Source organism: Microcoleus sp. Pol11C2 (genome assembly GCF_036701505.1).
Taxonomy (GTDB): Bacteria; Cyanobacteriota; Cyanobacteriia; order Cyanobacteriales; family Microcoleaceae; genus Microcoleus.
The window spans coordinates 26590-39672 of the sequence record NZ_JAUBQX010000055.1 but is presented as its reverse complement, the minus strand read 5'-3'; the positions used below and the strand labels follow the sequence as shown (position 1 = coordinate 39672).

The following is a 13083-nucleotide window of genomic DNA, read 5'->3' as shown; positions in this document are numbered from 1 at the left end:
AATACATCAATATAATTGCACGGATAAAATTAATTAGGATTGCTCTAGGTATAGAAAATCATTTAGGATTGCTATAGGGGTTCAGTTTCGCCTGCAAAAGCTCGACTAACTCCGGTTCCATATATTGGTAATTGTCCGGGATTTGCAGGCAAATAAGCTTCTTGCCTTCGAGACTTTCCGGGAATTTGCTGCGGAGTCGATCGCCATGCTTCTTCTCCATCACAAATATCACATCTGCCCAACCGACAAGACCCTCAGTTACTCTAATTCTTGCACCTTTTTCCGTTCCCGCCGATCGCACGCTGTAGCCGCTAACATTCTCCCATATCTTCTCGCCAGTCAAACTCCTCCACTTATTCTGACTGCACACAAACAATATCTTGATTTTATCCACAAGTTTAAAAAGCAAAATTCGATCTTACTTATCCGCGTTCATCCGCGTTAATCCGCCCACATCTGCGGTTAAAAAGCTGGATCGAATTCCCCCCCCGACCTCACCTTCCATACCACAAATCATGTCTTTTGTCAAACTTACCAAAATCTCCGTTACAATTCTTAAACCATAAAATGCGGATTTTGCATAAACAATTGGACTTATTACATTTGCAGAGTTCGTTAATTTGACGATTTTAAAAGCTTTCAGCATCAAAAACTTAAATTAGTCAGAATGCCCATAGATTGTAAAAATCTTACCACAAGCCTCAAAGCAAGTAAATAGGTAAAATAATTGAGAATGAAGTCAATAATTTGGGTCAACTTTAGATTTTCTTAAGATTTCAGCAGTCAGAATAGATCGAACATTTAAAACTAAATCGACTTTTAGATTGTTTTTGCTTATTAAAATAGCTGGAATTGTCCCGAATACCGATCGACCCTCAAAAATAGATACAGATGCTCGATCGCACAATGGCATCAAACCAAACTCGATCAAACTCTGCTAGAATTAGTAAAACGAAGTCGTTATGAGTTTAAGTAAATAGCTATGACCAACGAAACCGTAGAAAACCTAGTAATTATCGGCTCAGGGCCGGCAGGCTACACCGCAGCCATCTACGCCGGGAGGGCCAACCTGAAACCCGTAGTCTTTGAAGGCTACCAAGCCGGAGGCGTTCCCGGCGGTCAACTGATGACCACCACAGAAGTAGAAAACTTCCCCGGTTTCCCTGAAGGGATCACCGGGCCGGAACTCATGGATCGGATGAAAGCTCAAGCAGTCCGCTGGGGTGCCGAATTATACACAGAAGATGTAATTTCGGTGGATTTGAGCCAGCGGCCGTTTACAGTGCGATCGGAAGACAGAGAAATTAAAACCCACACGATAGTAATCGCTACAGGCGCGACGGCCAAAAGGCTGGGGCTGCCTAGCGAACACGTATTTTGGAGTCACGGCATTTCTGCCTGTGCGATTTGCGACGGCGCTACCCCAATTTTTAAAGGAGTAGATTTAGCTGTAATCGGCGCGGGCGACACAGCAGCGGAAGAATCTATTTATTTGACAAAATACGGCTCTCACGTACATATGTTGGTGAGGCGCGATCAAATGCGCGCGAGCAAAGCCATGCAAGACCGGGTGCTGAGCAATCCCAAAATTACCGTGCACTGGAACACCGAAGCAGTGGATATCTTGGGCGAACCGGGCGGCAAAATGGACGGGGTGAGAATTAGAAATATCGAAACCGGCGCCGAGAGTGATTTGCTGGTTAAGGGATTGTTTTACGCGATCGGTCACACTCCCAACACTCAACTGTTCCAAGGTCAGTTAGAACTTGACGAAGTAGGCTATATCGTTCCCAAACACGGTTCGGTAGAAACCAGCGTCGAGGGAGTTTACGCCGTCGGCGACGTGCAAGACCACGAGTTTCGCCAAGCCATCACCGCCGCCGGTAGCGGTTGTATGGGCGCGATGCTGGCAGAAAGGTGGCTGTCGTCCAATGGTTTAGCTCAGGAATTCCGCCAAACCGAGGAATCCGAGCAACCCGTCGCAGCGCCGGAAGCTCAAAAAGTACGCAAAACCAGCGCGAACTTTGATATCCAAGACACGCGCCACGAAGGAGGTTATGCTTTGCGGAAGTTGTTCCACGATAGCGATCGACTGATTGTGGTCAAATATGCCTCTCCGAGTTGCGGGCCTTGCCACAGCCTCAAGCCGATTTTGAGCAAAGTAGTAGATGAGTTCGAGGGCAAAATCCACTACGTGGAAATTGACATCGAAGAAGATCCAGAAATTGCTGAAAATGCTGGCGTGATTGGTACGCCGACGATTCAGTATTTCAAAGACAAAGATTTGGTGGCTGAGCTCAAAGGAGTTAAGCCGAAAAGCCAGTACCGCGAGTTAATTGCCAGTAATTTGTAGGAATTCGAGCGAGTTTAGATGTGAGATTCGCCAAGAGAGATTTAACCTAAACTCAACTTGCGTCCCGCCTGCCAAAAACCCGGTTTCTCTCCTGCACGCCAGTCCCGTGCAGGGGAGAAACCGGTTTTTTTTAGCCCCATCGCGCGAAAAAACCCGGTTTGTCGCGAGTGTTGGGGGAATGAGAAAGAGGATTTTTGACTGTTCCGGGTTTTTTCGCCTGAGTGCTACTAAAATCGAAAAGTCTTATATAGGTCGATCGTCATTATGGCTCAAAGCCGCCTCCGACTACCGCGATTTCTCAACAACATTGCCTCACCGTCAAGCCTGTCAATGAAAATGATGTGGGCAGGTTTGACAATAACTGCCGTGTTTATATTGGTAGCCACCTTGTCTCCAGCTATGCAAGCTTGGGGATGGCTGCAAAATCCTACCGAGGCTTTGATTAACCCCATCCACGAACCGCCGTCGGCGAATTATTGGTTTGGTACTAGCCGCAGCGGCTACGATGTGTTTTCCCGCACGCTGTTTGCTTCTCGCGCGGCTTGGCAAGTGGTAATTTTAGCCACTGCTTTGAGTTTGTTTATCGGTGTGCCGCTGGGTCTCGTTAGCGGTTATTTGGGCGGTAAGCTCGATCGAGTGTTGTTATTTTTAATGGATACAATTTATACTTTGCCGGGGCTGCTACTTTCTTTGACGCTAGCGTTTGTAGTGGGAAAAGGAGTTTTGAATGCTGCGATCGCCCTGAGCATTTCCTACATCCCTCAATACTACCGCGTCGTCAGGAATCACACCGTCAGCGTCAAAACAGAATTGTTTGTCGAAGCCGCGCGAGCAATGGGTGCTGACACTTGGACAGTGCTTTCGCGCTACCTGTTTCTGAATGTGATTCAGAGCGTACCTGTGCTGTTTGCGCTCAACGCTGCCGATGCAATTTTAACATTAGGAGGTTTGGGATTTCTCGGATTAGGACTTCCCGAAGCAACTCCTGAATGGGGACACGACTTGCGTTTAGCTTTAGATGCACTACCTACTGGCATTTGGTGGACGGCTTTGTTTCCCGGTTTGGCGATGACTTTAATGGTGGTGGGACTGTCTTTGGTGGGTGAAGGATTAAACGAGTTTGTTAACCCTCGCCTCCGGAATCAGCAGTAATCTGTCTCGCGGTTACATTAATTTCGCAGTCAGGACTTTAGTGCTTATTCACAAATATAAAAAAAACTGAAGTCCTGACTAGAACAGGCGCTATAAAGAGAGGGTAATCTCGACCCGATTAATTACTAAATCTTTCTCTCAAGAAGGTGAATTATTTCTAGTAAACCTTCATTGGGTTGTCAATAGAGACACGGATCTGAAATTTTTCTTGATAGCTTCATTTTCTAAAGGTCAAGCCAGATAATTTAAACCCGAGTAGAGGATAAAGCAAGGCTGTGTGCTTTCTGATGACACGCTGTAAATAATAACAAAATTTTGAGCATCGCACTAGCGTCCTACCGTTCGATGGCTGTAAGTATCCTGGAGTTTAGGCCTTCTCTAACGATAGCAAGCACATCGCTAACTGGGTAAATTTTTCTTCCTTGGCGGAGTTATCATCTGCAGGCAGTTGCATCAACATCCGCTGGGAATTTTTTTGCGTCTGCTTGAAATTATCAAGACAATTCGGGAATGCTACCTAAAATTGATTGAGAGGCTTTATGGAATCTTCACACGGTTACGATATATTTAAAGGAATCATGAAGTTATACTTCCGGAAGATGGCGAATTGTGTTGTTTGTGAGAATGTGCGATCGCGCAAGTGGGAACCGAAAGCCAAAAAATTTAGAGAAATCCGCAGCCGAGAGTTGCGCGGCGGGTTAACTCTCAGTAGAATTTATCCTGGTGGTTTTTGCCACTGACGCGACAAACTCGTGTAGAACTGCTTAAATAAGAATGTGACGTTAAGAACTTAATGTGATTTAACATCAAAATTAAACCCAATTTCTGAGATTTGAGCTAACTTAACAATGAAAGCCCCTGTTGCATTACTCAACCCGCAACGCTTCATTGGGGGTCAGAGTCGGTCTCTAATCCAGAGTGGCCGGCTTAAAACTAAAGCTACGAGCTTTATTCAATCGCAGATTGCGTATGATTCAATTCAGGGAAACAGGGTAATGATGGGTGTATCTACACGGATTGTATTGGTCCCAATTTGGGCAACTCAAAAATTGTCTGCTACTAACTGTCTGGCCAACTACGCCGCAGCCGTTCACCCAGATATACGCAGAAAACAGCGCCGTTCGATCGTGCGAAAGTTTTTGCGGGCCGTTCTCAGGATTTAGCAGAGCCGGACATAAGTTAGTATTGTCAAGCTAAGCTGATAGAGTTTTCCTAGTTCTTGACCAACAATGGAAAACAACTTCCATTTTTTGTGAGAAAGGCTACAATCGGGAAGGTCTTTGCAAGATCCGATTCTCCCCGTTTGGTGCTTCAACCCTCTGCTGTTGCATTTGAGGCAGCAGACCGACATCCAAAGTGGCGAAAATTTGCCGCGCAACTGTCATGTCTGACAACCAGAGTAAAGCAAGGCGAATCAAAAGTTCGACACCTAGAATACAAAAGTTAGAGGGTTCCGTGCCGGAAAACTTGTACGGGTAAAAACTCGAAGTACCGAGTAAAAAAGCCAGTATTTTTGGAAGTGCGATCGATCGTAGTTCATGGTTTGCTTCTCGGGGCAAGGTATTGCAGATGATGTGGTAACTCGCTCCCAAAGAAAAAGCCGCCAGCTCAATTTAAGGTCGCCATGTTAAAATCTGCGATCGATTGAATGCGCTGCCTGCTTCAAAGCCGAACTCGAACTTTGACTCATAAAACTGGTGCAGTTTCGGTAACAGATTCAGCTAGCAGACCGAAAATCCCACTATTTTTTCCTGCGGGAATGTCAATACTGGCTAACTTGTCTAAACTACAAACAGACACTATTCCACTGTTATTTATTCTTTAATTCAGGAGCATGAGGAAGACGGCATGATCCAGGCTAACACCGTACTCGAAACCACAATTACACCGGAAATGGAAACAATCGACTTGCTTCGGGGCGCCGAAAGCGTTCTACCTGAGAGCGAGTTAGAACTCTTTATCGACGAAGAAGACGATCGAGAAGAATTCTTAGACTCTCAATCTGAGGAAGACCCTAAATCTGGCAAAGGCGCCAAAGCCCGCCGTCGGGCACAGGCAAAGAAAAAGCATTATACTGAAGACTCTATTCGTCTTTACCTGCAAGAAATCGGTCGGATTCGACTGCTGCGAGCTGACGAAGAGATTGAACTAGCGCGCAAGATTGCAGATTTGCTGGAATTAGAGCGAGTTCGAGAACAACTGCTCGAAGAGTATAACCGCGAACCCAAAGACAGCGAATGGGCAAATGCAGTAGATATGGCACTTCCTGCATTCCGTCACCGACTCCACGTCGGCCGTCGGGCAAAGGAAAAAATGGTGCAATCAAACCTGCGTTTGGTGGTGTCGATCGCCAAAAAATACATGAATCGCGGTTTGTCTTTCCAAGATTTGATTCAGGAAGGCTCTTTGGGTCTGATCCGGGCTGCTGAAAAATTCGATCACGAAAAAGGCTACAAGTTTTCTACCTACGCAACTTGGTGGATACGTCAAGCCATCACCCGAGCAATTGCCGACCAATCGCGCACTATCCGCCTGCCGGTTCACCTTTACGAAACCATTTCGCGGATCAAGAAAACTACCAAACTCCTGTCTCAGGAAATGGGTCGCAAGCCTACGGAAGAAGAAATTGCTACCCGCATGGAGATGACGATCGAGAAGTTGCGGTTCATCGCTAAGTCCGCACAGTTGCCTATCTCTCTAGAAACTCCGATCGGCAAAGAGGAAGACTCGCGTCTGGGAGACTTTATTGAATCTGACGGGGAAACGCCCGAAGATCAAGTCTCGAAAAACTTGCTCAGGGAGGACTTGGAAAGCGTTTTAGATACTCTCAGCCCCCGAGAACGGGATGTACTGCGGCTGCGTTACGGCTTAGATGACGGACGGATGAAGACCTTGGAGGAAATTGGTCAAATCTTTAACGTCACTCGTGAGCGAATTCGCCAAATCGAGGCTAAAGCCCTGCGGAAGTTGCGCCATCCCAACCGCAACAGCATCTTAAAAGAATATATCCGCTAGAGTAATTTGCTAGCATCACCCAAAAGAGTGATTCGCACTCTTTTTTTGGGGGGGAGACCCCCCGCCCCGGTTTGAGTTATAGCGGTTAAATTTTGTGCTGCTAATGGCCCAGAGTAATTGGCTATTTGCTGCCCAAATTCCGCTGACAAAATTTAGGGAGTCCGTTACGGAACTCCCAAGCTTTGTTTGCAATCTCAAAAAATTCTTAACTAGAAAATTACATCAAGCCCCAAAAGTGAAGCAGGCCTTGACCGGAAACCAATTCGATGATGACAGCGGCAGAGAAACCAATCATCGCCAAACGACCGTTCCAATTTTCGGCTCCCTCGCTGAAGCCCCAGTTCCAAGCGTTGCGTTTTTGTTCTTGCATAGTGCGAACTCCTTTCGTTAACTTGTGTAAGGCTTATGTAAATAAATATAACATTCCTTGATAAAAAGGCAAGCTTGTGATTTGTGAGATCTGTCACAACGGTCGATCGACCTTGATGATTTTGACTAACGAGGAAAAATAGCCAACTCGGTATCAGGGTCGAACAAGTGAATTTTGTCATGGGCGATGGCTAACCAAAGCTCCTCGCCAACTCGGAGCGATCGCTCAGGAGGAACCCGCACTTGCATCCGCACCGCCGGAGCATCCGTCAAACAAACCCCCAAATAAGTTTCGTGTCCCAAAGCCTCTACAATTTCCACTTGTACCGAAAGATTTTTGGTAGCCGGAGGGTTAATGCTCAGATGTTCCGGCCGAATGCCCAAAATTAGCCCTCGCCCGTCATATTGTTGTAGACTTTTTGCCCAAATATCGGGTAAAGTAAAGCGAAATTGCGGGTGAGAAATCAACAGCGGAGCACTAAATTCCACCGCCAAAAAATTCATCGGCGGAGAACCGATAAACTCAGCAACAAACAAATTAGCCGGCTTGTTGTAAAGCTCTAGAGGTCGAGCTACTTGCTGAAGCTGACCTCTATTCATAATAGCAATTCGATCGCCCATCGTCATCGCCTCAGTTTGGTCGTGAGTTACATAAATAGTTGTAGTTCGCAATTGTCGCTGCAACTGCACAATTTGCGATCGAGTTTCCGCCCTCAATTTCGCATCAAGATTCGATAGCGGTTCGTCCATCAAAAAAACTTCAGGATTTCGAGCCATCGCCCTACCCAAAGCGACCCGCTGCTTTTGCCCTCCCGAAAGTTGTTTCGGCAAGCGATTTAAAAGAGATTCTATTTGCAATAATTCAGCTACCTTCAGGACTCGTTCTCCTACGGCCTTTTCCCGTTCCGATAAATAGCGCAAACCCGGAGGCAGCTTGCGAGTCGCTCCTCCTAAAAAATCCTCAAACAAAGGGTAATTTAGAGGATTTTTAAAATAATTAGAAGGTAAATCATTAATAACTTCTTCTATCTTATTCCTAATTTTTTCTATCTGCTGAATGCTTCCTTCTTCTCCTTGTATCTTCCCCGTTATTTCTTCTACTTTCTTCCCTCTTCCTTCTTCCTCCTTCCTTCTTCCTTCTTCCTTCTTCCTTCTTCCTTCTTCTTTCTCCCTTTCCGAGCGGCGCAATCCAAAGGCGAGATTATCGTAAACTGTTAAGTGAGGATAGAGAGCATAATTTTGAAAGACCATAGCGATATCTCGGTCTTTAGGAGGCAAATCGTTAACCAGCCGATCGCCAACCCAAATATTGCCGGCCGTCAAAACTTCCAAACCGGCGATTGCTCGCAGCAAAGTGCTTTTTCCGCAGCCAGAAGGCCCCACCAGCACCATGAATTCCCCATCTTCGACCGTTAGGTTAATGCGCCGCAAAACGCTGTTAGACGAAGGGCGATCGGCTAGAGGCGAGACACTTTCTGCGAGGGTGTTTGCTTCTTTTTCCTGTTCTCCTTGGCGGAGCGGAAAACTTTTGTAGATATTTTCTAATACAACTTGCGCCATTAAACAATTTTAGATTTTAGATTTTAGATTTTAGATTTGGGATGTTGAAGTCTGATGCTCGGGGGGAAGAAGTCTTGCAAGAAGAATAATTCCCCATTACCAATGCCCAATGACCAATGACTATTGACTGCTGATAACTTTGATAATTTTTTCACCTGGATTGAGGTCAAAAACTCGATCGCCCGCAGCATCTTTCCCCCAAAAAGCTATAGCATCAATAGCCGATCTCAGCAGGCGGCCTGAATTAGTAAAAAGTTTGACATCCGTACCCGGAACAGCCGGCAGCAAGCCAACCAAAGCATCTTTAGGCTCTGCGAAGCGAAAAGCTTGAGTACCAATTTCGCCGCGGTTAGTAAGTCTGACAGAACCCGCAGGCATTCGTTTTGCCCAACCCAACTCAGAAATTAGCACCAGACTGTCTTCCGGGTCGAGAGTGATACAACCCACCAACTCTTCGTGCTTCCGCAACCTGGTTACTTGAGAACCCTGGGCGCTTCGGCCCATTGGCGGCAGTTGTTCGTCATCAATCTCAAACCGGAGGACTCGGCCTCCTGAAGTTGCGATCGCCACTTGCTCGCCGACTTTACCCAGACTCGCGCAGCGCAGCCGATCGTCCTCCTTGAGTTTAACAACAGTAACGCCACGATTAGTCAAATCAGCAAATTCCTGCATCGGCAAGCGCTTAATTTTCCCTTGCTGAGTCAGAGTTACTAAATCTGCCGCTTCCGAATTTTCCGGCAAAATAAAGTGTGCAACTGTGATTTCCGAAAAAGCGCGACCGGCACTTTCTTTAGTAGCACTAGGCGACAACAAACTAACGATCGGTGTTCCCCGGTCTTTGGCGCTACTACTAGGAATATCAGCCACTTTCAGCGGGTAAGCTTTGCCGTTAGGAGTTAAGACAACCAAAGTGCGATCGGTTTTCGTCAGATTTGCCGTCACAATAAAATCTTCATTTTTTTCTAAAGCTGAAACCGATTTTTCGCGACTTTTCGAGCGTGGCTTTTCCCCAGTCGGCAAGCGTCGCACATACTGCTTGTGCGAAAATTCAACAATAGTTTCCTCTGCCTCTAGAACGGGCAATAAGTTCGGCTGAATGGTTGCCGGCGACAACTGCTTCACCCCAGAATTTTTCTTACCAGCAAATTGTGATTCGGCGTTTGCTACGCGTGCATTTCCATTGGCGAATTTAGTGCGGCGTGGGTCAGCGTACTTGCGTTTGAGCGAGCGAAATTCCTTCTTTAAAGCCTTCAAAAGTTCGCGCCTGTCGCTCAACAACCGCTGCAATTCTTGAATATTAGCCATCAACTCATCAAACTCAGACTGCAAATTTTGCCTTTCCAAACCAGTCAGTCTACGCATCGGCATCGCCAAAATCGCATCAGCTTGACTTTCGCTCAAATTGAGGCGAACTTGCAAAGTTTGCTTAGCAGTAGAGCCGTCAGGAGAATTTCTGAGAATGTCGATCGCTGTATCGAGATTTGTCAAAGCCAACATTAAGCCTTGGACAATATGACAGCGGCGTTCTGCAGCTTGCAACTCGTAATTGTAGCGGCGGGTAAGAGTCACTTCCCGGAAATCCAGAAATTCCTGCAACAATTGTCTCAGGGTCAACTGTCGCGGTTGACCGTTGACAATTGCCAGCAAAATCGCGCCAAAATTTGTTTGCAGGTCTGTTTGTTGGTAAAGGCGAGCGAGAACCGCTTCTGGGGTAAATTCCCGCTTGAGTTCAATCACCACTCGAATGCCTTCGCGATCGCTCTCGTCACGCAAATCAGAAATACCGTCCAGGCGGCCAGCATTGACCAACTCCGCCACCTTTTCAATCCAAGCCGCCTTATTTACCTGAAACGGAAACTCCGTCACCACGATCGCCGTTTTAGTACGCACCTTGCGATTACCTGGCACCTCTTCCACCCCCGCCACACCCCTGACCGCAATGCTGCCTCGACCCTTAGTGTAGGCGTCAACAATGCCCTCTGTAGCGACGATTTCCCCTCCGGTTGGAAAATCCGGGCCCGGAATCAGTTCTATTAACTTCTCGTCCGATAGTTCCGGGTTTTCAATCAAAGCAATTAAACCGTCTACCACCTCCCCCAAATTGTGCGGCGGGATATTAGTTGCCATCCCCACAGCAATGCCCGTACAGCCGTTGAGTAACAGAAACGGCAACTGAGCAGGCAGCGCCGTCGGTTCCTGCTGCGAATTGTCAAAGTTACCAGTAAAATCAACAGTTGCGTCGCCGACTTGGGTTAGCATAGCTTCGTGGGCGATCGGCGCTAGCCTCGTTTCCGTATAGCGCATAGCAGCCGCCGGATCGTTGTCCACCGAACCGAAATTGCCGTGACCCGCCAGCAAAGGATAGCGGCTCGAAAACTCCTGAACCATACGTACCAGAGCGTCGTAAACCGATTGGTCGCCGTGGGGGTGATATTTTCCCAAAACATCTCCAACTACCCGGGCGCACTTACGGTAAGGTCGGTCTGGCGTCAGACCGAGTTCGTGCATCGCATATAAAATTCGACGGTGAACTGGTTTTAAACCGTCGCGGACATCAGGCAAAGCTCGCCCGACGATCACACTCATGGCATATTCGAGGTACGATTGCTGCATCTCGGCGTGCAGAGGCGTAGAAATTACTTGCCCGGAAAGTAGGTTGAGTTGTTTAGCCATGAGTCCTTGTGTCCGTTAATTCCTGAGTGAAAACAGCCTCTGTCAATAATGCCGAGGTTCCCTGTCTCGATTTAAAAGCCTTTGCCGCAGGCGAACCGAAAGTTCGATTCAACCGCCCAGTTGAAGAATAAAAATAAACTTAACTTGTGAAAGCAGAATCAGAGTCCCGAAGACGGGCAACACTTGCCTCTTACTCTCCACTCTTACCCTAACCTCTATGTTGCCTTCATTTGCGCCTACCTGTCTATTTACCTTCTGCCGTGAGAAGGTTGATTCACAGGAGAACACGGAAGGCCAGAAACTCAGAACGTAGTGAGGCTGTAGCTCTTCCTAGGAAAGCATCACGAAGGACTTGAGTCCCCGTCAATCTATGATAGAATTTAATTGCAATTAGGAATAACCTTCTACACGAAGAAATATTTTATTCAGGAGAAACCCCAGATTGATCTCGTCTCAGTACAGTCGTAGCGTGGATCAAGCAGCAATGGTAGACGATCGAGCTTACCCTATTTTGCCCAGCGTGATGGACTTAGAAAGTCTTAAAAAAGAAAAGTAAGCGGAATTGGAATACCTCTGGTACTGGTACTTGTTCTGATCGTGTAGAGGCGTCTGGACTATGAGTGAAGTCCAAGTTTTGGACTTATTCAACCATAGGGCGTGGCCGTGACTCGCTGAGAGTGTCAAAAATGCCGATATTGATGAATTCATCAGTCAAAAGCTCTCCTGGCTATATCTCTTAGTCTGACATCCCCTTGATGAACGGAAGCGTCAATATTTTAAGCCGTTTTGAGGGGTTAAAACTGAGAATTAGGAATCTCCAACAATCCCCGCCAATCCCCGCTCAATTCGCTACTCCGAATGCTGTGGCGACGGGATTATTTGAATAAACAGGGCTTGATTCTAATGAGGAAGAAGGAAAATAATTATCACACATTCCCGAATCTAATATCAGTTCAAAAAATAATGCAACTGTAGGCCCGCGATCCAAACTGATATCCAGTCAATCAGTTCCCATCTAAAATCTAAAATCTAAAATCTAAAATCTAAAATGGTAGAAGCCGGAGGCTAGACCGAAAGAGAGGATACTATAAGTCCAGGACGCACGGCTAGTCAGAAACCGGGTTTTTTCATAGCAATAGTTCGTTATAGCCCGCCGAAACGAGCAAAAACCTGGTTGCGAGGCGTCGTCCATGCGTCCTGGATTGTACTAGAAACCTGCTACCTGAGAATCTTGAGACTCTCACCACTGTCAGGTCTAGTTATAAAAAAGAACTAAACTGTCTGTGTGTAGTAGTCTAAATGATGGTACTGGATGCTTCTAGGCATCTGTAAACCGTCTCACAGCTAGTGGCTCAAGGATATACATACGGGTTTTGCAGGGTTCCCGGCTGATGGCGCTAAAAACTCTGCATTTTTGACGGGGAATGTAGTCCCCGTCTCGTGTTCCTCTTTGGACTAAAGTCACAAAGTTTCTATACTTCCCATATTTATTTATGAAAACCGTTCTGATTGTAGAGGACGATTTGGTTAATGCTCGGGTTTTTTCCAAAATTCTGACTAAGCGGGGGGGCTTAGCCGTGAAGCACACGGAAAATGTTGAAGAGGTGATGCAGATTGCTGCCAACGGCGAAGCTGATTTGATTTTAATGGATGTGTCTCTTTCGCGCAGCGTGTACCAGGGCAAATCTGTTGACGGCATTAAGATTACTCAACTGCTCAAGGCTGACCCGCAAACGGCCTCGCTGCCGATTATTTTGGTGACTGCTCACGCGATGGCTGGTGATAAAGAAACATTTCTGGATCAAAGCGGTGCCGACGGTTACATCTCTAAACCTGTGGTAGACCATCAAGAGTTTGTTAATCAAATCAAGGCTTTGCTGCCTGATTGAGTGAACCATATATGCAGAAGGAATAAGAAGGAAGAAGGAAAAAGGAAGAAGGAAGAAAGAATTGTTTGTTTG

Annotated in this window: 11 protein-coding genes; 6 read left to right on the top strand and 5 right to left on the bottom strand. The window is 46.6% G+C overall.

What is annotated here, in order from left to right; all coding sequences use genetic code 11:
• Positions 1-58: 58 nt before the first annotated feature.
• A complete protein-coding gene (locus tag QUA42_RS23325) occupies positions 59-394 on the bottom strand; it encodes a hypothetical protein (protein WP_333140488.1) in 336 nt (111 codons plus the stop codon).
• 588 nt (positions 395-982) lie between these two features.
• On the opposite strand from QUA42_RS23325, the gene trxB reads away from it, so the two are divergent.
• The 4 genes from trxB to QUA42_RS23305 all read left to right on the top strand — a co-directional run bounded on the left by trxB (position 983) and on the right by QUA42_RS23305 (position 4668).
• The gene (gene trxB / locus QUA42_RS23320) at positions 983-2353 is read left to right on the top strand and encodes a thioredoxin-disulfide reductase (protein WP_333140486.1); all 1371 of its coding nucleotides are present in this window, start codon (positions 983-985) and stop codon (positions 2351-2353) included.
• Between the two features lie 264 nt (positions 2354-2617).
• Positions 2618-3505: an ABC transporter permease gene (locus tag QUA42_RS23315; protein ID WP_333041561.1), complete on the top strand. Its 888-nt coding sequence runs from the start codon at positions 2618-2620 to the stop codon at positions 3503-3505.
• A 539-nt stretch (positions 3506-4044) separates the two neighbouring features.
• Positions 4045-4245 (top strand): hypothetical protein, encoded by a 201-nt coding sequence (locus QUA42_RS23310; RefSeq protein WP_333140483.1) that lies wholly within the window; start codon positions 4045-4047, stop codon positions 4243-4245.
• A gap of 255 nt (positions 4246-4500) precedes the next feature.
• On the top strand, positions 4501-4668 hold the full coding sequence (locus QUA42_RS23305; protein WP_333066827.1) for a hypothetical protein: 168 nt from the start codon (positions 4501-4503) through the stop codon (positions 4666-4668).
• Positions 4669-4767: 99 nt separating this feature from the next.
• On the opposite strand, the gene QUA42_RS23300 is transcribed toward QUA42_RS23305, so the two are convergent.
• Positions 4768-5064, bottom strand: coding sequence for a hypothetical protein (locus QUA42_RS23300; RefSeq protein ID WP_333075110.1), 297 nt, complete (start codon positions 5062-5064; stop codon positions 4768-4770).
• A gap of 289 nt (positions 5065-5353) precedes the next feature.
• Here QUA42_RS23300 and rpoD point away from each other — a divergent pair, with 289 nt between their 5' ends.
• Positions 5354-6520 (top strand): RNA polymerase sigma factor RpoD, encoded by a 1167-nt coding sequence (gene rpoD, locus QUA42_RS23295; protein WP_333066828.1) that lies wholly within the window; start codon positions 5354-5356, stop codon positions 6518-6520.
• A gap of 217 nt (positions 6521-6737) precedes the next feature.
• Here the strand turns inward: rpoD and QUA42_RS23290 are convergent, their stop codons facing one another.
• The 3 genes from QUA42_RS23290 to QUA42_RS23280 form a co-directional block, all read right to left on the bottom strand.
• Positions 6738-6890 (bottom strand): chlorophyll A-B binding protein, encoded by a 153-nt coding sequence (locus QUA42_RS23290; RefSeq protein ID WP_172186457.1) that lies wholly within the window; start codon positions 6888-6890, stop codon positions 6738-6740.
• 125 nt (positions 6891-7015) lie between these two features.
• Positions 7016-8449 carry an ATP-binding cassette domain-containing protein gene (locus QUA42_RS23285; protein ID WP_333140481.1) on the bottom strand — a complete coding sequence of 478 codons (1434 nt, stop codon included), beginning with the start codon at positions 8447-8449 and terminating at the stop codon, positions 7016-7018.
• Positions 8450-8569: 120 nt separating this feature from the next.
• A complete protein-coding gene (locus QUA42_RS23280; protein WP_333140479.1) occupies positions 8570-11122 on the bottom strand; it encodes a DNA topoisomerase (ATP-hydrolyzing) in 2553 nt (850 codons plus the stop codon).
• A 1493-nt stretch (positions 11123-12615) separates the two neighbouring features.
• Between QUA42_RS23280 and QUA42_RS23275 the strand changes: the two genes are divergently transcribed.
• Positions 12616-13011 (top strand): response regulator, encoded by a 396-nt coding sequence (locus QUA42_RS23275; RefSeq protein WP_006632892.1) that lies wholly within the window; start codon positions 12616-12618, stop codon positions 13009-13011.
• The last annotated feature ends 72 nt before the right edge of the window (positions 13012-13083 follow it).